We start from the raw sequence: 19,309 nt of genomic DNA, 5'->3' as shown, positions 1-19,309 counted from the left end.
GGACGCATTGATCCTTCGAGGTCGGACAGTACGGAGGAGTTGTCGCGTTTCCTTCAGATGTTGCGGGCACGCGCGGACAGCCCTTCGTACCGGGATCTGGAAAAGGCCGCGGTGGCCCTCGGAAAGGGGCATTCCCTTCCCCGGACCACCCTCGGCGAGGTGCTGCGGGGCCGCCGGTTCCCCAGCAAGGCGTTCCTGCTGACCTTCGTCGAGCTGTGCGGGGCGGAGCCCGACGAGATCCGGGTGTGGGAGAGCACGTGGAACCGGCTGGCGGTGCGGTACAAGGTCGGTGAACCTGCCCAGCGTCCGGACGGCACCGGCCGGATGGTCCCCTACGACGGCCGCCGTGCCGCTGAACTGGAGCAGCAGGTCACGGAGTTGCGCGAGCGGCTGAGACAGCAGGGCCTCGCGGTGGAGCGGGCGGCACGGGCGTGGACGTCGGTCGGTGACGCGCTGCGCGGCGAGGGCCACTGGTCGTCGGCGGGCGTGGTCTACGGGGCGGTGGCCGACCTCCAGCGGGCCCTGTCCGCGCGCCACGCGCCGGCGTTCTTCCGGGCCCGGTGCGGGGTGATCGAGGTGTTGGCCGCGCGGGGCCGGTACGAGGAGGCGGAGGCGGCGGCGCGGCGACTGGCCGAGGACTGCGCCACGTCGCTGGGTGCCGACCACCCCGACACGGTCACCGCCCAGCAGATGCTGACGCTGGTGCGCAACCCCTCCCCCGCCCTCGCCGGAGCCACCGTCACGGAGTCCGCCGGGGCGGAGGCGGCCGGGGCGGCGGTGACCGGGGCGACCGGGCCGGGCGGGGCCGCCGCCCCCGTCGTCGTGGTCCGTTCCGCCGCCGTGCCCGGACCGCGCGGGCCCCGCCCGGCGCGCGAGCGCGTCGCGGGCGGGCTGCCGACCATCTGGAACCTGGAGCCCCGCAACCCCGAGTTCACCGGCCGGGACACCATCCTCGGCAGGCTGCGGGAGCGGTTCGGGCAGGGCGGTGCCTCGGTGGTCCAGGCGCTGCGCGGACCGGGCGGGGTGGGCAAGACCCAGATCGCCGTCGAGTACGCCCACCGCCACGCCGACGAGTACGACCTCGTGTGGTGGGTCGCCTCCGAGGACTCCTCGCTGGTCGGCGAGCAGATCGCGGCCCTCGCCGTGCAACTGGAGCTGGTCGAGCGGGGCACCGACACGGTGACCGCGGCGGCCGTCACCAAGGCGTTCCTGCGCGGCCGGGACCGCTGGCTGCTCATCTTCGACAACGCCGAGGAACGGGCGGGCGTCTCCGAGTGGCTGCCCGGCGGCCCCGGCCACGTGCTGATCACCTCGCGGGCCGGCGGCTGGGAGCGCATCGCCGCCATCACCCCCGTGGACGTCATGGCCGCCGCCGAGTCGGTGGCCCTGCTCCAGACCCACTGCCCCGACCTGCGCCGGGAGGAGGCCGAATCCCTCGCCGGGGAGCTGGACTTCCTGCCCCTCGCGCTCTGCCAGGCCGGCGGCTTCCTCTCCGAGACCGCGACCGGCGTCGGCGACTACCTCGCCCTGCTCCAGGCCCATCCGGCGGCCCTGCTCAGCGAGGGCGACGCCGGGGACTACCCGCGTTCCCTCGCCGCCGTCATCGGCCTCAGCCTGGACCAGCTCGCCCAGGCCGACCCGGTGGGGCTGGCGACGGTGCGGGTCTGCGCGCTGCTGGCGCCCGAGTCGGTGCCGGTGCGCTGGCTGATGAGCGTCGAGGACATCGCGGCCGGCGACGACGAGCCGATCGCCGCCCTCGCCGAGGTCGCGGCGGACGAGATGCGGCTGCGGCGGGCCATCGGCACCGCCGTCCGCTTCGGCCTGGCCAAGAGCAACCGGGACGGCGTACGGCTGCACCGGCTGGTGCAGGGCGTCGTCCGCGATCTGCTGCCGGAGCCCGCGCGCGCCCGCGTACGCCGGCACGCCCGCGCCCTCCTCGTCGCCAACGCGCCCGGCGACCCGGAGGACCCCGCCACCTGGACCGCGTGGGCGCCGATGGTCCCGCACGTCCTGGCCGTCGAGCCGACCACCCCGACCGACCTGCACCTGCGCATCCTCGCCTGCGACACCTCCTGGTACCTGATCGAGCGCGGCGACGCCGACGCGGGCGCCCGGCTGACCCGCGCCCTGCGCGCGTCCTGGCTGCGCCACCTCGGCGCCGACGACGTCCACGTGCTGTGGGCGACCCGCTGCCTGGCCCGAGCCCTGCGGGAGCAGGGCCACTACGAGGAGGCCCGCCGCCTCTACGACGACGCCCTCCCCCGCTACCACCGCGTGCTGGGCGGCGGCCACCCGGACACCCTGCGCCTCGCCCACGGCAGCGCGATCAACCTGCGCCTGCTCGGGCAGTACGCGGCGGCCCGCGCGCTCCAGGCCGAGACGCTGCGCTCGTACCGGAACGTGCTCGGCGAGGACCACCCGCACACCCTGCACTCCGCCAACCACCTCGCCGCCGACCTGAGCGCGCTGGGCCACTACGACGAAGCGCGGCGGCTGCACGAGGACACCCTGGTCCGCTACCGCCGGGTCCTCGGGGACGACCACCCGGACACCCTGCGCTCGGCGAACCACCTGGCGGCCGACCTGGTGGCCCTCGGCGAGTACGCGAAGGCCCGCGTCCTCGACGAGGACACCCTCGCGCGCTGCCGCCGGGTCTTCGGCGAGGACCACCCGCACACCCTGCGGGCGGCCACCTCGTACACCACCATCCTGCGCAAACTCGGCATGCTCCAGCAGGCGTTGGCGCTCCAGGAGGAGACGCTGACGCGTTCCCGCCGGGTGCTCGGCGCGGATCATCCGCAGAGCCTGCGCACCGCGCGGGCGCTGTGCGAGACCCTGCACCACCTCCACCTGCTCGACCGGGCAAGGGAGTTGCAGGAGGACACCGTGCGCCGCTGCCGCCGGGTCCTGGGCGCCGACCACCCGGAGACGCGCGGCGCCGAGGACCAGTTGCGGAAGATCGGCGAACAGCGGTGACGGAAGGAAATGCCGCATACCGCGTTCGAGGAACAGCGAATATCTGCCAGACAATCGTCTCCGTATGGTCACGCGCCGAAAGCGGCCTTACGCTGGCAAGGACGTCAACTCGGCCTGTTCCACCGGAAGGTGAATCGGTGTCCGGGGCCGCCTCTCCGGTATTACCCGGACGGCGGCCGGAAGGGGGAGCAGTGCGCCCGGGGAACTCCTTCGGACGGCCGCTCTCGCTGCTAGCTTGCTCCCGACACATCGTCCCGAGTGAGGAATGATCCATGCCGGATGCCAGGGTCGCACTGGTCACCACCAGGCCACGCCCGGAAATCAATACGGATCACGACATGCCGCTGCTCCTGGCGGCGCTGAACGAGACCGGCGTCGCCGCCGAATCCGCCGAATGGGACGACCCGGCGGTGGACTGGGCCGGCTTCGACCTGGTGCTGATCCGCTCCACCTGGGACTACACCTGGCGGACGGAGGCGTTCCTGGAGTGGGTGGAGCGGTGCAGCCGCCTCACGACCCTGCTCAACCCGCCGCCGGTGGTGCGCTGGAGCTCCGACAAGTTCTACCTCTCCCGGCTCACCGAGGCGCATGTCCCCGCCGTCCCCACCCGCTACCTCGCCCCCGGCGCCGCCGTGGAGGCCGCCGCCGTCCTGCCCTCCGACCACGAGTACGTGATCAAACCGGCGGTGGGCGCCGGCGCCCGGTACGCGGCGCGCTACCGGGCGGGCGACAGGGACACGGCGGTGCGGCACATCGGCCACATGCACGCCGAGGGCATCACGGCGATGGTGCAGCCGTACATGGCGCGGATCGAGACCGGCGGCGAACGGGCCCTGGTCTTCTTCGGCGGCTCCTTCCTCCACGCCATCCGCAAGAAGGCGGTCCTCGGCGCCGACGTCCCCTTCGACCAGCGCAAGGTGGCCCACCCCGGCCTCGAACCGTGGGTCCCCACGGCACGCGAGCGCGAGGTGGCCGAGAGCGCCCTCGCGGTGGTCCCCCACTCCGGGGAACTGTTCTACGCCCGCGTCGACCTGGTCGACGACGACGAGGGCCGGCCGGTGGTGATGGAGCTGGAGCTGATCGAGCCCAACCTCTTCCTCTCCGTGCAGCCCGCCTCCCTGCCGGTGGTCACGGGCGCCATCGCCGCACGGGCCCGGGACGCCCGCCGGCTGCCCGGACAGCCGGTCGCCGAGCACATCTGACCGGCGGCCGGGAGGGGGCGGTGGTGGACATGGCGGACGGGTCGGCGCCCGAACCGGTCCTGCCCTTCTCCTGCCCCCACGTCCTCGGGGAGCCGGAGGCGTTCCCCGCGCTGCGCTCCCGGCCCGCCCCGGTGCGGCTGCCCACCTCGACGGGCGACACCGCCTGGCTGGTCAGCACGTACGAGGGGGTACGGGCCATGTGCGGCGATCCGCGCCTGGGCCGGACCCACCCCGACCCGGCGCACGCCCCGCGCCTGTGGGACGCGGCCCTGATGGAGCCGGTGGACGGGCACGCCGACGAGCCGGACGACCACCGCCGCTGGCGGCACACGCTCGCCCGGCACTTCGGCAGCCGCCACACCGCCCGGCTGCGCCCCGCGGTGGAGGAACGCTTCGCGAGCCTCGCCGCGCCGCTGCTGCGCGCCGGACCGCCGCTGGACGTCCACGCCGACCTGGCCCGGCCGCTGGCCGCCGCCGTCATCTGCGAACTGCTGGGCCTGCCCGAGGAGTTGCGCCCCGCGCTACTCGACTGGTCCGACACGGTCCGCACGTACGGGCAGGCGGCCGAGGCGGCGGAGCGGCGCGCGCGCCTGCTCGACGCCGTGCGGGCCGCCCTCGACGAGGGGCGCGGCCGGCCGGCGGACGGCACCGTCCTCACCGCCCTCGCCCACGCCGAGCCCGGACCGCGCGAGCTGCGCGCGGACGAGCACGCCGACGCCCTCCTGGACGTCTTCCTCGCCGGCTTCGACACCGTCGCCTCCCGCATGGTCTACGGCACCTGCCACCTGCTGGCCCACCCCGGGCAGTGGCGTGCCCTCGGCCGTGACCCGGCGCTCGTCCCCGGGGCGGTGGAGGAGATCCTGCGGCTCGCCGTGCCCGGCGGGAGCTGGATACCCCGCTACGCCCGCGCCGACATCCCGCTGCCGGACGCCCCGATCCGGGCCGGCGACCTGATCGTCCTCTCCTTCCAGTCCGCCAACCGGGACGCCGCCGTCCTCGCCGACCCCGCCCGCTTCGACATCCGCCGCGACCCCAACCCGCACCTCGCCTTCGGGCACGGCACCTTCTACTGCCTGGGCGCGGCGCTGACCCGGCTGGAGCTGTCGGTCTTCCTCACCGGCCTCGCCCGCTTCCCGGGGCTGCGCCCGGCGGGCCCGCTGCCCACGCTGCCCGACCTCGACACGGGCCGGGTGACGGGCGGCCTCGGCCGGCTGCCGGTGACCTGGGAGACGGGGACGGGCTGAGCCGTCTCACCCCGCGCCGGGCTCGGGCCGGCCCGCGATGACCCAGGCGGAGGGGAGTTCGAGGCGGATGCCGTCGGCGGTGTACTCGGTGGTGACCAGCGGCAGCCGCCCGCCGGCCACGACGGCGAGTCCGGCCTCGTCCAGGTAGGCGGGGAGCGCCGTGTCCGGGAGCCGGCCGGGGATGAGGCCGTGGCCGAGTACGGGGGCCAGCTTGGCCGGCGGGCCCTCGGGGCACTGCACCAGGGCCATCAGCAGCGGGCCGGCGGATTCGGCGGGCTCGACGAGGAAGGCCCGGCCGCGCTCGCCGAGCAGGGCGGCGACGCCGTGCGCGAGGGCCCGCCGTTCCCCGGGCTCGCACTGGTGCAGGACGGCCCGCAGGTAGACGTTGGCGTCGCCGAGTTCCGCGTGCAGCGCGCCGGTCTGCTCCGGGTCGGCGGCGTCGAGCCGCCGGTAGCCGGCCCGCCCCTCGGGATCGGCCCGCCGGGCGTGGCCGAGGGCGGCGTCGGACAGGTCGGCGCCGACGACGCGGGGGAAGCGGTCGGCGAGGTAGCGGGTCTGGGTGCCGTTGCCGCAGCCGAGGTCGATCAGCGGCAGCGCCGGGTCGACGAGGTACGGCTCGAAGTGGGCCAGGTGCCGGCCGGCCGTCAGCATGGGTTCCGCGTCCCAGAACACCTCCCCCGGGCCCTCGGGCGCCTCCCGCCAGAATCCGTCCCAGGCGTCCCGGTACCGACGCGTCACGCTCATGCCGACTCCCCAGGTGCGGTGCGGCCCGTCGCCAGTGGCGGGCTCGTACGGTGTATCGCGCCCGGCGCACTGCCACAAGCGCCCGGCGCGTTCCTTCACGGGTCGTTCGGGGTGTCTCCGCCCGGCGTGGCCGGACGGGGACGCCCCGGCGCGCGGAGGGCGCCGGGGCGGAGGGGTCTCAGTCCTCGTGGCCGAGCTGGAGGTCGCGTTCGGTACGGCCGCCGCCGGCCACCTGGAGCACGGTCGCCACCGGCGGATAACCGGCGGCGATGACGGTGTACTCGCCGGACGACAGGTCGATGAACCGGAAGGCGCCGTCCGCTCCGGTCGTCAGCGTGTCCACCACGTTCCCGGCGGCGTCGAGCAGCGTCACGCGGGCGTCCTCCACGGCCCGGCCGCCGCTCGCCCGCACGGTCCCGCGCAGCACCGCGCCGCCGGCCAGCTCCACGTCCTGCCGGGTCTCGCGGGCGGCCTGGACGCTGACCGGCAGGGCGGCCGGGCGGAAGGCGGGGGCGCTGGCGGCGAGGGTGTACTCGCCGGCCACCAGCTCGGTGATGACGTAGCCGCCCTCCCGGCCGCTGCGGGTGGTGGCCACGACCTCGCCGTGCACGTTGGTGAGGGTGACGGTGGCCTCCCGGACGGGGCTGCCGTCCGCGGTGAGCACGCTGCCGGCCAGGCGGCCCGCGCCGCCGAGCACCACGTCCAGTTCGACCGGGCGCTCGCCGACGGTGACCGACACGGCCTGCGGCTGGTGCCCGCCGGCGGCGGCGATCAGGACGTACGAGCCGGAGCCGGGGGTGGAGAGCGCGTACCGCCCGTCGTCCCCGCTGGCGCCCCGGCCGATCTGCTGCCCGCCGACGTCGATGAGGGTGAGCGCCGCCCGCGGTACGACGGTGCCGTCCGGGTGCTGCACCGTGCCGCAGACCGGGATGCCGGCGGCGTACGGAGCGCGGGGGGAGGTGGGGTTCTCCCCGCCGGGGAAGTGGGGGCGGGCGTGCGGGACGTGTGCGGCGTGCCGCGCGGTGTCCGGGTCGGTGACGGGGGCGTTGTGGGACACCAGGGGTTTCTCCTTGAGGAAGAAGGCGATGATCAGGCCGGCGACGAGCACCGGCACCAGGTACAGGAAGATGCGCGGCATCGCCTCGGCGTACGCCGCGATGTAGGCGTCGCGCAGCGCGGGCGGCAGGCCGTGCACGAGTTGCGGGGTGACGGACTCGGCGCCGGGTCCCGCCCCGGCCCCGGCGGGCAGCCGTTCGGCGAGGGCGTCGGCGAGCCGGTTGGCGAAGAGCGTGCCGAAGACGGCGGCGCCGACGCTGCCGCCGATCTGCCGGAAGTAGTTGTTGGCGCTGGTGGCGGTGCCGAGGTCGGCGGGGCGCACGGAGTTCTGCACGGCGAGGACGAGGACCGGCATCACCATGCCGATGCCGGCGCCGAGGACGGCCATCCAGAGGCTGTAGTGCAGCCGGGGCGTGTCGGCGTCGAGCAGGGAGAGCAGCCACATGCCGACGGCGGAGAGCAGGCCGCCGAGGACGGGGTAGACCTTGTACCGCCCGGTGCGGCTGATGAGCTGGCCGGAGACGATCGAGGCGCCGACGATGCCGCCCATCATGGGGAGCATGAGCAGTCCGGACGCGGTGGCGGAGGCGCCGTCGACCATCTGGAGGAAGGTCGGCAGATAGCTGGCCGCGCCGAACAGGGCGACGCCGACGACGAGTCCGACCAGGCCGGTGACGTTGAAGACGGAGTCCCGGAAGAGCCGGAGCGGGATCAGCGGCTCGGGGGCGACGTGCTCGGCGACCAGGAAGAGGACGGTGGAGACGGCGGCCCCGGCGCCGAGGGCGAGGATGACCTCGGAGTCCCAGGCGTACTCGGTGCCGCCCCAGCTCGTCAGCAGCACCAGGCAGGTGGAGGCGGCGGCGAGCAGGACGGCGCCGACCACGTCGAGGCGGGCCCGGGTGCGGGGTTTCGGCAGTTTCAGGACGGCGGCGACGACGGCGAGGGTGACCAGGCCGAAGGGGACGTTGACGTAGAAGCACCAGCGCCAGGAGAGGTGGTCGGTGAAGTAGCCGCCGAGGAGCGGCCCGGCGACCGAGGCGAGGCCGAAGGCGGCGCCGATGAGCCCCATGTACCGGCCGCGTTCCCGGGGCGGCACGATGTCCGCGATGATCGCCTGGACGCCGATCATCAGCCCGCCCGCGCCGACGCCCTGCACCGCGCGGAAGGCGATGAGCTGGTCCATGGTCTGCGCGCGGCCGGCGAGCGCCGAGCCGATGATGAAGACCACGATGGCGAACTGGAAGACGCCCTTGCGGCCGAAGAGGTCGCCGAGCTTGCCGTAGACCGGCAGGCCGATGGTGGCGGTGAGCAGGTAGGCGGTGATCGCCCAGGACATCTTGTCCAGGCCGTGCAGCTCGCCGACGATCTTCGGGAGCGCGGTGGCGACGATCATCTGCTCCAGCGCCGCGAGGAGCAGCGCGAGCATGAGCCCGAGGAAGACCAGCCGGACCCGGCGCGGGCTCAGTTCCGCGCCGGGCTCCGGCGCGGGTGCCGAGGGTCCCCGGGGCGGGCCCGCGTCCGGGGTGTCCGGGGGCGCGATGACCGGTTCGTCCTGCACCAGAGTGATCCCGCCCACGTATCGCTCCCCTCATCGCGCCTGCGCACTTCTGCCGCCTGCGGCGACAACTGCGAGCGAGTGCGACAAGTTACGGTGCGGGACGTGAACGCCTGAGGATCACTCGAACCGGTGAGGGCGGGCCAACGCGCCCCGGGGAACGGCCTCTTGGTTACTTCTTCTCGACCTCGGCGGCGAGCTTGGCGAGCATCGCGTCGTAGATCCGGCCGAGGCCCTTGGGGGCGAAGGTCCGCTCGAAGAAGCCGCCGATGCCGCCGGCGCCCTGCCAGGTGGTGGTGACGACGACCCGGGAGGAGCCCTCGCCGGCCGGGGTGACCCGCCAGACGGTGACCATGGTGGAGTTGCGGTCCTTCTCGACCAGCTCGCCTTCGGTCGGCTCGGTGACCTCCAGCAGGCAGTCGCGGACGCGCTTGCTGGTGGCCTGGAGCTTCCAGTGGACGAGGGTGCCCTCGCCGTCGCCGCCCTCGCGGACCTCGTACTCGCTGAAGTGCTCGGGCAGCAGCTTCGCGCGCGTGCCGGCGTAGTCGGCGAGGGTGTCGAACACCGTCTCCGCGTCCGCCGCCACAATCCGCTCCGTCGTCGCCTCGACCTGCGCCATCGGGTTCCTCCAGGGCCTGTTTCTCGGGGTCGGGGCAAGCCAACCACCCCGCCGCCCGGCCTCCAAATCGGGGGGCGCGCGACCAGGGGGCGGGGTGCCCCGGGGACCGGCGGGCGCGCAGGCCGGGGGCACGCGCGCACGATCATGGGAACATATGTTCTATTGTGGCGCGCAGTGCTACCGAGGAGGCGCCGATGCGCTGGGAGAACCTCACGGACTCCGACCACGCCAGGACCGCCGACGCCACGCTGTTCGGCGCGGACGCGGTGACCGTCCGTACCATCGACACGCCCGAGTTCCAGGGCATCACCTTCCACGAGGTGCGGGCCCGCTCGATCCTGAACCGGGTGCCGGGCGCCTCACGCATGCCGTTCGAGTGGACGGTGAACCCCTACCGGGGGTGCACGCACGCGTGCGTGTACTGCTTCGCCCGCAAGACCCACGGCTACCTGGACCTCGACACGGGCCTCGGCTTCGACACCCAGATCGTCGTCAAGGTGAACGCGCCGGAGCTGCTGCGCCGGCAACTGGCCTCCTCCAGGTGGCGGGGCGAGCACGTGGCGATGGGCACCAACGTCGACTGCTACCAGCGCGCGGAGGGCCGCTACCGCCTGATGCCGGGCATCATCACCGCCCTGACCGAGCGGGCCAACCCGTTCTCGGTCCTGACCAAGGGCACGCTGATCCTGCGCGACCTCGACCTGCTGACGCGGGCGGCGCGGGTGACGGACGTGGGCGTCTCCGTCTCGGTCGGCTTCACCGACACCGAGCTGTGGCGCACGGTGGAGCCGGGCACCCCGGCCCCGGAACGCCGGCTGGAGGTGGTGCGCGCGCTGGGCGAACGGGGACTCGCCTGCGGGGTGCTGATGGCGCCGGTCCTGCCCTACCTGAGCGACGAGCCGGCCCAGTTGCGGGCGACGGTCCGGGCGATCGCCGCCGCGGGGGCCACCTCGGTGACACCGCTGGTCCTGCACCTGCGGCCGGGCGCCCGGGAGTGGTTCACGGCGTGGCTCGCCCGCCACCACCCCCACCTGGTCCGCCGCTACGAACGCCTGTACGCGGACGGCGCCTACGCCCCGACCTGGTACCAACGCCGCATCACCCGCCAGGTCCACGACCTCGCCCGCGAGTACGGCATGGGCCCCGCCGCGGACCGCCGCCCTCTCAGCCCGCCGCCTCCAGCCACCCCGGGGCCCCGCCCCCACCCGACCCAACTCTCGTTCCTCTGACCCTCCACCTCCCCCGGCCACCCCCAGACCGTCCCTCCGGGAAGGTACCGGGGAGCCGAAGCGCGGCCGTCTCGATCTCCGGCACGGTGAGCGCGATATGTCCCCGCAGCACGAGGGTGAGCTTCTCCAACTCGTCGGGCGACGGCGGTTCGGCATCACCGGCGAGGACGTCCCGGGCGACCCGGCGCATCACGGTCAGGTTCGGGCGGACCGGAAGAGCGTGCCGCCCGGTCCCGGTCCTCACCGGCTCACCTGCTTCCCGGCGCGGTGCCGCGGGCACCCGCACGGCGGGTACGTACCGCCGAACGGCGGCGGCGTCTCCCGGTCCGTCGTCACGTCCACGGTGGCGCGTTCGCCGGTGACCGCACCGTGGCGGTCGACCGTGTACACGCGGATGGTCATCCTGACATCCGCCGAGCGGGTCAGGGCGGTACGGTTCGTCATGTCGACGCTCCCTCTACGGATCGAGCGTGGGCCGTTCCCCGGGAGGTCTCGCCACCTCGCCGGGGTCTGAGCTTCGACCGTAGAACCGCTCCCGCCCGATCGCCGACCGTGATCCGGTCGCTACGCTCAGGCGGCGAGGAGGCCGACCTTCGACGCCAGCTCGGCCGCGCGTCGGCGGCGGGGTGCCTGGGTCGACTCGATCTCCTCCAGGAGGATCGCCCGCGCGTAGCCGTTGTAGCGGATCGTCTCCGCCGCGGCCTCGAACGCCTTCTCCAGGGCGGCCACCGCGACATCGGGCTGCCCGTCCAGGTGGTAGCCGCGAGCTTCCTCGATGCGGTGACGGGCCCGGCGGGGCCGGGACTTGATGACGGCCTTGTCCGCCTTCGCCGACTGCCGCACCGACTCGCCGCCCTGGTGGAGTTCGACCGCCACCGTCACCGCGTGTGCGCCCATGACGGCACGGGAGAACGAGGTGACGGGGTGGTGGTAGTCGGCGGGCAGCCGGGCCGCCATGTCGTTCGCCCGCTCCCAGTGCCGCCACGCCGTGCCGGTCTCCCGTCGGCGGGCGGCGGTGTACCCCAACTCGAACTCCAGCGCCCCGGCGATGGCCAGGATGTCGTCGGGCGCGTCCGGGAGAAGCGGGGCGAGGTGGCGGACGGCTTCCTCGTTCACGGCGTCCGCGGCGTCGAAGTGGCGGGGGCCGCTGTCGCGGTGGGCCTGTGCGAGAAGCCAGGACGCCACACCGATCGCGTGCGGGTCCTCGCTCTCCTGGGCCGCGATCATGCCGCGCTCGGCGACTCTCCACAGCAAGGAGCCGTCCGGCTGGTAGGCGATGAAGAACTGCGCCAGGGAGTACGTCTGGGACAACAGGGCCTGCGCCCGGCGCCGCTCGGCGGCCGAGTCCGCGTGCCGCACGAGGAGTTGAGCGTCGCGGATGAGGTCGGGCAGCAGCCGGCCGATCGCCTCCCGGTGGTTGGGCGACCGATGCCTCTCCCGCCACGCGGCACACAGCCGGGCCTCCACGTGCCCGACGGGCGGCAGTTCGGCGCTCGCCGTGAAGCCGAAGCTGTCGATCGCGGCCTTCACCGCCACCAGGCGGGGGTGGCCGGGCCCGACGAACAGGTCCACGTGCCCGTCGGGGCGGCCCGTCAGGTCCGCCAGGTCACGGACCCGCAGCGCCTCGGCGATGCGCAGCACCAGGTCGAGGCCGGGCGCCTTCTGCTGACCGTTCTCGATCTTTCGCAGGGTGTGCGGCGACAGACCGACGAAGTCTGCCAACTGCGCCTGCGTCATGCCGCGACGCTCCCGCAGGATCTGCACCCGCTGGCCGAACCTCAGCGGGTCGGCGTACGGGTCCGGAGTAGGTTCTGAGGACATCACGGCCTTGCCCCTCCCAGCCGACTACGTCCCCGCCAGGGTACGGGTGAGACCGGTCCCTCCGTGAGGCCCCGACGGACACGCACCGGCATCTCCGCCGAACGAGCCCGCCGGGTGGACACCGGGAGGAGTCGTACGAAGCTCAGGCCCGCCGCCAGGCCGACAGCCGGTCTCCGTGGTCCACGACGGCTGTCAGCCGCTTGCCGGGGAGGTCCACGACCGGCAGACCGGTCTCCGCGGCGATGTCCGCGGCCGGGTACCGCACCGGCTGGGCGCGCTCCTCCGGTGGTACGTCGGCGACGACTTCGGCCTGGTCGCCATAGAGCAGCAGCACTCGCACGTTCACGCGGTCACTCATCGTCGGGTCCCTCTCACGTCTGCGGGCAGGGGTGGACTGGGCCGAAGCCCAGCGCGCTCCGAGCCGTCCCCGGCAGCCACATCCTTGCCCGGAGGACGGTGCGGGTCGAGCCGTACGGCAAGACGAGTTCGGCCAAGGCGGCGCCACTCGGCTCCGCGGCGCCGGAGACGGGCCGTCGACGTCAGGGCCTGGTGACCGCCCCTGAACGACTTTGGCCGGCCGCGGGCATTCGGGGGCATCCGAGGGGCCGTTTGGGCCAAGTCTGTGGGCGGGGCGTTCTTTCGGGGGTGGGGTCCGGGACGATGCGGCGGGGACCGCGAGCCGCGCGGGCCCTTGCCTCTCCGTCCCCGGGAGACTTCATGAGACAACGCGCAGCCGTGCTGTGCGGGGCCGCCGTCATCGCCGCCGGGTCCGTCACCGCCCTGCCCGCCCAGGCCAGCGCACCGCACTCCGCGAGCGCACCGCGCGGTACGAGCGTGGCGCACGGTACGAGCGTGGCGCCCGACTGGCGCGCGTGCGGCACCCCCGGCTATCCGACGCTCCAGTGCGCCTCCCTGACGGTGCCGCTCGACCACGACCTTCCGGGCGGCAAGAAGATCACGCTGGCCCTCTCCCGCGTGCCGCACACCTCCGCGACGTACCAGGGCCCCCTGCTGGTCAACCCCGGCGGGCCGGGCGGCAGTGGGCTGACGCTGGCCGGTTTCGTGGCGTCCGCGCTGCCCGCCGAGGTCGCCGCCGAGTACGACGTGATCGGCTTCGACCCGCGGGGCGTCGGCCGCAGCGAACCGGCGCTGGACTGCCTGCCGGGCCACTTCGACCCCGTACGCCCCGATCCGGTGCCGTCCACCCCGGCCGTCGAGAAGGCCAACCTCGACCGGGCCGCCGCCTTCGCCGCCGCCTGCGGCGAGAAGCACGGCGAGTTGCTGCCGCACATGGGCACCGTCGACGCCGTGCGCGACATGGACGCCATCCGCGCGGCCCTCGGCGCGCGGAAGCTGAACTACTTCGGCTACTCGTACGGCACCTACCTGGGCGCCGTCTACGCCAAGCGGTACCCCGACCGCGTGCGGCGCCTCGTGCTCGACTCCGTCGTCGACCCCACCGGCGTCTGGTACGAGGACAACCTCGGCCAGGACCGCGCCTTCGAGCAGCGCCACCGCGCCTTCATGGCCTGGATCGCCGAGCACGACGGCGTGTACCGGCTCGGCACCGACCCGGACGGCGTCGAGGCCGCCTGGTACGCGATGCGGGCGGCGCTCGCGCGTGAGCCCGCCGAGGGCCGGGTCGGCCCGGCGGAGCTGGAGGACACCTTCCTGCCGGGCGGCTACTACAACGGCTACTGGCCCTATCTGGCCGAGGCGTTCGCCGCGTACGCCCACGACGGGGAGACCGGCCCGCTGGTCGAGGCGTACGAGGACTTCGCTGCCGCGGGCGCCTCCGACGACAACGGGTACAGCGTCTACACCGCCGTGCAGTGCCGGGACGCCGGCTGGCCCCGGAGCTGGGCGCGGTGGCGCGCGGACAGTTGGGCGACGCACCGCGAGGCGCCCTTCATGACCTGGAACAACACCTGGTACAACGCGCCGTGCGCGTTCTGGCCGACCCCCGCGCGAAGGCCCGTGGACGTCACCAACCACGCGCTGCCGCCCGCCCTGCTGTTCCAGGCGACCGGCGACGCGGCCACCCCGTACGACGGCGCCGTCACCCTGCACCGGATGCTGCGCGGCTCGCGCCTCGTCGTCGAGGAGGGCGGCGGGAACCACGGCGTCACGCTGAGCGGGAACGCCTGCCTGGACCGGCACCTGACGGCCTATCTGACCGACGGCACCCTGCCGCGCGGCACCGGCGAGGCGGACGCGGTCTGCCCGGCGCTGCCCGATCCGCGGCCACTGGAGTCCCAGACGACGTCGGCGTCCGCGCGCGGCGCGGCCCTGCACGGGCTGCTCGCTCCGCGCGGCTGACCGGCGGGCCGAAAGGGGCGGGACACCGGCCGGAGCCGTGGGACATGATGCGCCCATGAGCGACCTGACCAGGATTCCCGCCCCCGAGGGCGTCGCCCCCGCCGCCCAGTACACCCACGTCGTCTCCGCGACCGGCCGCCTCGTCGCGGTCTCGGGCCAGCTCGCGCTGGACGCGGAGGGCCGGATCGTCGGCGAGGGCGACGCGGCGGCACAGGCCCGCCAGGTCTTCGAGAACCTGCGCCGCTGCCTGGCCGCGGCCGGCGCCGGTTTCGACGACGTGGTGAAGCTGACCTACTTCGTCACGGACATGGCGCACATGCCCGCGATCCGCGCCGCCCGCGCCGGCCACATCCCCGACGACCGGCTGCCGGCCGCCTCGGCGGTGCGGGTGGCCGGCCTGGTGCGGCCCGAGTTCCTGATGGAGATCGAGGCCCTGGCGGTGGTCGCCCCGTGAGCGGTCCGACGGTGCGCGCGATGACGCCCGGGGACTGCGAGCGGGTGGGCGAGATCCGCGTACGCGGCTGGCAGTGGGCCTACCGGGGTCTGGTGGCCCGGTCCTACCTGGACGGGCTCGACCCGGCCGAGGACGTCGAGCGGCGCCGTACGATGCTCGCCGAGGCGGCGCCCGGTGTGGTGAACCTGGTCTCCGCCGACGCCGCCGGCACGGTCACCGGCTGGGTCTGCCACGGCCCGTACCGCGAGGGCGACACCACCACCGCCGACGCCGAGGTGTACGCGCTCTACGTCGACCCCGAGCGGGCCGGCACCGGCATAGGCCGGGCCCTGCTGGAGACGTCCCTGAGCCACTGCGCCGCCGCCGGGTACCCGCGCGCGCTGCTGTGGGTCCTGAAGGGCAACACCCGCGCCCGCCGCTTCTACACCAGCGCGGGCTTCCACGCCGACGGCACCGAGGAACCCTTCGAGGTGAACGGCACGGCGGTACCGGAGGTGCGGTACAGGAGGGAGCTGACCGGCTGAGGGGCGGCCGGCATCCTGTTAGCCTGCGCCGATGGAAGGTTTAGGACTCCGGGCCTGGCCCCCCGAGCCGATCAGGACCGAACGGCTCGTCCTCCGTGCGGCCGAGGCACGGGACCGCGGGACGTTCGTCGAACTGCTCTCTTCTGCAGAGGTGCACACCTACCTCGGCGGCCCCCGCCCGCGCGAAGAGCTTGAGCGCGAGTTGCCCAAGGTACCGGAACGGTGGCCCGGGAGCTTCGTCGTCGATCTCGACGGAGCGATGATCGGCCAGATCCTGCTCAGGAGGGCGACCGGGCACAGCCGGCCGGCTGCCATGGGGAAGGCCGACCTCGGTTACCTGTTCCTGCCACGGGCGTGGGGGTTCGGGTACGCCGCCGAGGCGTGCACGGCGGCGCTCGGCATGCTCTCCGGCGTGCTTCCCGGCGAGCCGGTGGTGCTCACCACCCAGACCGCCAACGTCGGCTCGATGCGTCTCGCGGCGAAGCTGGGGTTCGCCGAGGTGGAGCGGTTCCAGGCGTGGGGAGCCGAGCAGTGGCTCGGCATGCGGTCCCCGGTCACACCGTCCGGTTGAGTCCGCGACGGAACCGTCCGGGGAGTACCCGCCCGCCCACGCGCGTGAGGGCGCTCGTCGACTGAGGCCGGCGCCCGGTCAAGGGCTCACCGCTGGCCGGGAATCCGGGCCAGCGCGGCCGTCGCCGCTTCCGTGAGGGCTGGGTGGGTCAGGGCCTCGCGCAGGATCGGTGTCGCTCGGGCGTCGCCGAGGGTGCCGAGGGCCTCGACGCAGGCGAGGGCGATCCGGTGGTACGGGTCGTGCGGGCGCAGCCGGCGTTCCAGGGTGGTGATCAGCGCGGGCACGGACTCGGGGGCGCGCAACACGGCCAGCAGGCGCACGGGTTGCAGGGCGTAGGCCACGCGCAGTTCGTTGGTGGCGAGGGCGGCGGCGGCCCGTGCGGTGCGTGGGTCGCCGAGCCGGGCCAGGGCCTCGGCGGCGGCGGCGCAGCGCGGGGGGTCGCGGTGGTTGAGCAGCAGCACCAGGGACTCGAAGGCCCGCCGGTCACCGGCCGATCCCAGCCGGAACGCGGCCAGTTCGCGGGCCCACAGGGGGTGTCCGGGCTCGGTGAGGACCGCCGCCAGTTCGTCCGGGCCCGCGATCTCCGCGAGGCGGTCGCAGGCCGCGCGGTCGCCCGAGGCGTCCGCCTCGGTCCGTAAGCGCTCCGTGAGCGCTCGCAACTCTTCGTCCATGACAGGAGGTTAGACACGTCACCCCGCCTCTGGGACGCAGATCACGAACACCGGGGGCTGGCGCGCTCGTTACCCGGTGGTTAAGCTCAGACGAGCGAGTTACCCACTCGCGCACTCCGCACGGCGGTCTGGTGACGCGGCCGGCCGTGACGGGACGGACTCCGCCGTCGTGACGGCGGGGGACGTCGGCGCGGAGCCCCCGGGCACCGCGGAGCGACCCGGCTCCGGGACAGGGCCGGCTGGTACGACGCCGTGGCGCGGACGTGTGCGCGTCCGCCCCGACGGCACCGGGCGCGTGCGCCCGGCACACCTCCACCAGCACCCTCCTTCTCTCCCTGTGCTCTCCCGCACCTCCCGCACCCGGTGCGCCGTCCGGCGCACCCGGGCGCTTCCCGTCGTCACCCCTCATTCCTGGAGTCCCGCGATGGCCGCTCCCCTGCCCGACACCCCCCTGTCCCCGCTCCGGACCGTCGCCGTGGTCGGCCTCGGCACCATGGGCACCGGCATCGCCGAGGTCCTGGCCACGGCCGGCCGCGACGTCGTCGGCATCGACATCAGCGAGGCGCAGGCCGTGCGGGCCGCCGCCGCGCTGGAGTCGTCCACCGCCCGTGCCGTCGCCCGCGGCCGGCTGACCGAGGGCGAGCGCGCGGACGTGCTCGCCCGGCTGCGCACCACCACCGACCCGCGGGCGGCGGCCGACGCCGATCTGGTGATCGAGGTCGCCCCGGAGTCGTACGAGGTCAAGCAGCGGATCTTCCGGGAGCTGGACGGGATCGTGCGCCCGGACACCGTGCTGGCGACCGGCACCAACGCGCTGTCGGTGACCCGGCTGGCCGCCGACTCGGCCCGGCCCGAGCGCGTGCTCGGCCTGCACTTCTTCAACCCGGCCCCGGCGATGAGGCTGGTGGAGGTCGTCTCCTCGGTGCTGACCGCGCCCGCGGCCGTCGCGGCGGTCACCAACCTCGCCCTCGACCTCGGCAAGGAGCCCGTCGCGGTCGGCGACCGGCCCGGTTTCGTCGCCGACGGGCTGCTCTTCGGCTACCTCAACCAGGCGGCGGCGATGTACGAGTCGCACTACGCCACCCGCGAGGACATCGACGCCGCGATGCGCCTGGGCTGCGGGCTGCCCATGGGCCCGCTGGCACTGCTGGACCTGATCGGGCTGGACACCGCGCGCACCGTCCTGGAGGCGATGTACACGGCCTCGCACGACCGGCTGCACGCCCCCGCGCCGATCCTGCGCCAGCTCAGCGAGGCGGGCCTGACGGGCCGCAAGGCGGGGCGCGGCTTCTACACCTACGAGGCGCCGGGCAGCCCGGCGGTGGTGCCGGACGCCGCCTCCCCGCGCGAGACGGACGTGCCGGTGCGGGGGCGTCCGGTGCGCACCGTCGGTGTCGCCGGGTCGGGCACGATGGCCTCCGGCATCGCCGAGGTGTTCGCCAAGGCGGGGTACGAGGTCGTCCTCGCCGCCCGCGGCGCGGAGAAGGCCCGGACGGCGAAGGACCGTATCGGCGCCTCCCTGGCGCGGTCGGTGGCCCGGGGGAGGCTGAGCGACGAGGCCGCCGCCGGGACGCTGGCCCGGATCACGCCGACGGGGAGTTACGACGACTTCGCCGAGGTGGACCTCGCGGTGGAGGCGGTCGCGGAGGAGCTGGAGGTGAAGCGGCAGCTCTTCGCCACCCTGGACAAGGTGTGCCGACCCGGCGCGGTCCTGGCGACGACCACCTCCTCGCTGCCGGTGGTGGCCTGCGCCCGCGCCACCTCGCGCCCCGGGGACGTGGTCGGGATGCACTTCTTCAACCCGGCCCCGGCGATGAAACTGGTCGAGGTGGTCCGCACGGTGCTGACCGGGGACGACGTGCACGCCACCGTCCGGGAGGTCTGCGCGACCCTGCGCAAGCACCCGGTGGACTGCGGGGACCGGGCCGGTTTCATCGTGAACGCGCTGCTGTTCCCGTACCTCAACAACGCGGTCAAGATGGTGCAGGAGCACTACGCGTCGATGGACGACATCGACACGGCGATGAAGCTCGGCGGCGGCTATCCGATGGGCCCCTTCGAGCTGCTGGACGTGGTGGGGCTGGACGTCTCGCTCGCCATCGAGAAGGTGCTGCACCGCGAGTTCCGCGACCCGGGGCTGGCACCGGCGCCGCTGCTGGAGCACCTGGTGGCCGCGGGCTGCCTCGGCCGCAAGTCCGGCCGGGGCTTCCGCGAACATGCCCGACGCTGACGCGAGCATGCCCGCCGCCGACCGGCTCGCCGCCTGGTTCCGGTCCGCCGAGGACTGGGGCGGACTGCTCGACCCGGCCGGCTCTCCCCCGCCC

General features: G+C 74.3%; 17 protein-coding genes. 9 read left to right on the top strand and 8 right to left on the bottom strand.

Annotated features, from left to right (window positions below):
* Window positions 1-111: 111 nt before the first annotated feature.
* The 3 genes from fxsT (at window position 112) to J5Y05_RS03615 (ending at window position 5,422) form a co-directional block, all read left to right on the top strand.
* Complete coding sequence (gene fxsT / locus J5Y05_RS03625; protein WP_210868258.1) at window positions 112-2,976, top strand: FxSxx-COOH system tetratricopeptide repeat protein; 2,865 nt, start codon at window positions 112-114, stop codon at window positions 2,974-2,976.
* A gap of 272 nt (window positions 2,977-3,248) precedes the next feature.
* The gene (locus J5Y05_RS03620; RefSeq protein WP_210868257.1) at window positions 3,249-4,178 is read left to right on the top strand and encodes an ATP-grasp domain-containing protein; all 930 of its coding nucleotides are present in this window, start codon (window positions 3,249-3,251) and stop codon (window positions 4,176-4,178) included.
* Between the two features lie 29 nt (window positions 4,179-4,207).
* A complete protein-coding gene (locus tag J5Y05_RS03615) occupies window positions 4,208-5,422 on the top strand; it encodes a cytochrome P450 (protein ID WP_210868256.1) in 1,215 nt (404 codons plus the stop codon).
* A gap of 6 nt (window positions 5,423-5,428) precedes the next feature.
* Here J5Y05_RS03615 and J5Y05_RS03610 read toward each other — a convergent pair whose 3' ends face one another.
* The 3 genes from J5Y05_RS03610 to J5Y05_RS03600 all read right to left on the bottom strand — a co-directional run bounded on the left by J5Y05_RS03610 (window position 5,429) and on the right by J5Y05_RS03600 (window position 9,396).
* On the bottom strand, window positions 5,429-6,166 hold the full coding sequence (locus J5Y05_RS03610) for a class I SAM-dependent methyltransferase (RefSeq protein WP_210868255.1): 738 nt from the start codon (window positions 6,164-6,166) through the stop codon (window positions 5,429-5,431).
* Between the two features lie 178 nt (window positions 6,167-6,344).
* Window positions 6,345-8,798 carry an MFS transporter gene (locus J5Y05_RS03605; RefSeq protein WP_210868254.1) on the bottom strand — a complete coding sequence of 818 codons (2,454 nt, stop codon included), beginning with the start codon at window positions 8,796-8,798 and terminating at the stop codon, window positions 6,345-6,347.
* 151 nt (window positions 8,799-8,949) lie between these two features.
* Complete coding sequence (locus tag J5Y05_RS03600; RefSeq protein WP_210868253.1) at window positions 8,950-9,396, bottom strand: SRPBCC family protein; 447 nt, start codon at window positions 9,394-9,396, stop codon at window positions 8,950-8,952.
* Between the two features lie 194 nt (window positions 9,397-9,590).
* On the opposite strand from J5Y05_RS03600, the gene J5Y05_RS03595 reads away from it, so the two are divergent.
* Entirely contained in the window at window positions 9,591-10,625 is a 1,035-nt protein-coding gene (locus J5Y05_RS03595) for an Rv2578c family radical SAM protein (RefSeq protein ID WP_210868252.1), read from the top strand.
* On the opposite strand, the gene J5Y05_RS31530 is transcribed toward J5Y05_RS03595, so the two are convergent.
* The 4 genes from J5Y05_RS31530 to J5Y05_RS03580 form a co-directional block, all read right to left on the bottom strand.
* Window positions 10,561-10,815, bottom strand: a complete 255-nt coding sequence (locus J5Y05_RS31530) for a DUF6415 family natural product biosynthesis protein (RefSeq protein ID WP_247614020.1) — start codon at window positions 10,813-10,815, stop codon at window positions 10,561-10,563. The genes J5Y05_RS03595 and J5Y05_RS31530 overlap by 65 nt on opposite strands.
* Before the next feature lie 50 nt (window positions 10,816-10,865).
* Window positions 10,866-11,069, bottom strand: a complete 204-nt coding sequence (locus J5Y05_RS03590) for a hypothetical protein (protein WP_210868251.1) — start codon at window positions 11,067-11,069, stop codon at window positions 10,866-10,868.
* Between the two features lie 126 nt (window positions 11,070-11,195).
* On the bottom strand, window positions 11,196-12,446 hold the full coding sequence (locus J5Y05_RS03585) for a helix-turn-helix transcriptional regulator (protein ID WP_210868250.1): 1,251 nt from the start codon (window positions 12,444-12,446) through the stop codon (window positions 11,196-11,198).
* Between the two features lie 142 nt (window positions 12,447-12,588).
* On the bottom strand, window positions 12,589-12,804 hold the full coding sequence (locus tag J5Y05_RS03580) for a hypothetical protein (RefSeq protein ID WP_210868249.1): 216 nt from the start codon (window positions 12,802-12,804) through the stop codon (window positions 12,589-12,591).
* A 359-nt stretch (window positions 12,805-13,163) separates the two neighbouring features.
* Here J5Y05_RS03580 and J5Y05_RS03575 point away from each other — a divergent pair, with 359 nt between their 5' ends.
* Genes J5Y05_RS03575 through J5Y05_RS03560 form a run of 4 tightly spaced genes read left to right on the top strand, consistent with a single transcriptional unit; the run spans window position 13,164 to window position 16,314 of the window.
* Window positions 13,164-14,765 (top strand): alpha/beta hydrolase, encoded by a 1,602-nt coding sequence (locus tag J5Y05_RS03575; protein WP_210868248.1) that lies wholly within the window; start codon window positions 13,164-13,166, stop codon window positions 14,763-14,765.
* Window positions 14,766-14,820: 55 nt separating this feature from the next.
* Window positions 14,821-15,219: a RidA family protein gene (locus J5Y05_RS03570; protein WP_210868247.1), complete on the top strand. Its 399-nt coding sequence runs from the start codon at window positions 14,821-14,823 to the stop codon at window positions 15,217-15,219.
* On the top strand, window positions 15,216-15,743 hold the full coding sequence (locus tag J5Y05_RS03565) for a GNAT family N-acetyltransferase (protein ID WP_372450453.1): 528 nt from the start codon (window positions 15,216-15,218) through the stop codon (window positions 15,741-15,743). The genes J5Y05_RS03570 and J5Y05_RS03565 overlap by 4 nt, the downstream gene beginning before the upstream one ends.
* Before the next feature lie 31 nt (window positions 15,744-15,774).
* On the top strand, window positions 15,775-16,314 hold the full coding sequence (locus J5Y05_RS03560; protein WP_210868246.1) for a GNAT family N-acetyltransferase: 540 nt from the start codon (window positions 15,775-15,777) through the stop codon (window positions 16,312-16,314).
* Between the two features lie 86 nt (window positions 16,315-16,400).
* Here the strand turns inward: J5Y05_RS03560 and J5Y05_RS03555 are convergent, their stop codons facing one another.
* Window positions 16,401-16,985 (bottom strand): adenylosuccinate lyase, encoded by a 585-nt coding sequence (locus J5Y05_RS03555; RefSeq protein WP_210868245.1) that lies wholly within the window; start codon window positions 16,983-16,985, stop codon window positions 16,401-16,403.
* A gap of 424 nt (window positions 16,986-17,409) precedes the next feature.
* Between J5Y05_RS03555 and J5Y05_RS03550 the strand changes: the two genes are divergently transcribed.
* Window positions 17,410-19,215, top strand: a complete 1,806-nt coding sequence (locus J5Y05_RS03550; protein WP_210868244.1) for a 3-hydroxyacyl-CoA dehydrogenase family protein — start codon at window positions 17,410-17,412, stop codon at window positions 19,213-19,215.
* Window positions 19,216-19,309: the final 94 nt, after the last annotated feature.

The sequence above is a fragment of the Streptomyces tagetis genome, assembly GCF_018069565.1.
In the GTDB taxonomy this organism is placed as follows: Bacteria; Actinomycetota; Actinomycetes; order Streptomycetales; family Streptomycetaceae; genus Streptomyces; species Streptomyces tagetis.
The sequence above is the reverse complement of the archived record's forward strand: the minus strand, read 5'-3'. Positions and strand labels throughout refer to the sequence as shown.

Coding starts and splice junctions, on each gene's coding strand:
- J5Y05_RS03620 (WP_210868257.1), top strand. CDS start 3,249: ATGCCGGATGCCAGGGTCGCACTGGTCACCACCAGGCCACGCCCGGAA.
- J5Y05_RS03615 (WP_210868256.1), top strand. CDS start 4,208: ATGGCGGACGGGTCGGCGCCCGAACCGGTCCTGCCCTTCTCCTGCCCC.
- J5Y05_RS03610 (WP_210868255.1), bottom strand. CDS start 6,166: ATGAGCGTGACGCGTCGGTACCGGGACGCCTGGGACGGATTCTGGCGG.
- J5Y05_RS03600 (WP_210868253.1), bottom strand. CDS start 9,396: ATGGCGCAGGTCGAGGCGACGACGGAGCGGATTGTGGCGGCGGACGCG.
- J5Y05_RS03595 (WP_210868252.1), top strand. CDS start 9,591: ATGCGCTGGGAGAACCTCACGGACTCCGACCACGCCAGGACCGCCGAC.
- J5Y05_RS31530 (WP_247614020.1), bottom strand. CDS start 10,815: ATGCGCCGGGTCGCCCGGGACGTCCTCGCCGGTGATGCCGAACCGCCG.
- J5Y05_RS03590 (WP_210868251.1), bottom strand. CDS start 11,069: ATGACGAACCGTACCGCCCTGACCCGCTCGGCGGATGTCAGGATGACC.
- J5Y05_RS03585 (WP_210868250.1), bottom strand. CDS start 12,446: ATGTCCTCAGAACCTACTCCGGACCCGTACGCCGACCCGCTGAGGTTC.
- J5Y05_RS03580 (WP_210868249.1), bottom strand. CDS start 12,804: ATGAGTGACCGCGTGAACGTGCGAGTGCTGCTGCTCTATGGCGACCAG.
- J5Y05_RS03575 (WP_210868248.1), top strand. CDS start 13,164: ATGAGACAACGCGCAGCCGTGCTGTGCGGGGCCGCCGTCATCGCCGCC.
- J5Y05_RS03570 (WP_210868247.1), top strand. CDS start 14,821: ATGAGCGACCTGACCAGGATTCCCGCCCCCGAGGGCGTCGCCCCCGCC.
- J5Y05_RS03560 (WP_210868246.1), top strand. CDS start 15,775: ATGGAAGGTTTAGGACTCCGGGCCTGGCCCCCCGAGCCGATCAGGACC.
- J5Y05_RS03555 (WP_210868245.1), bottom strand. CDS start 16,985: ATGGACGAAGAGTTGCGAGCGCTCACGGAGCGCTTACGGACCGAGGCG.
- J5Y05_RS03550 (WP_210868244.1), top strand. CDS start 17,410: ATGGCCGCTCCCCTGCCCGACACCCCCCTGTCCCCGCTCCGGACCGTC.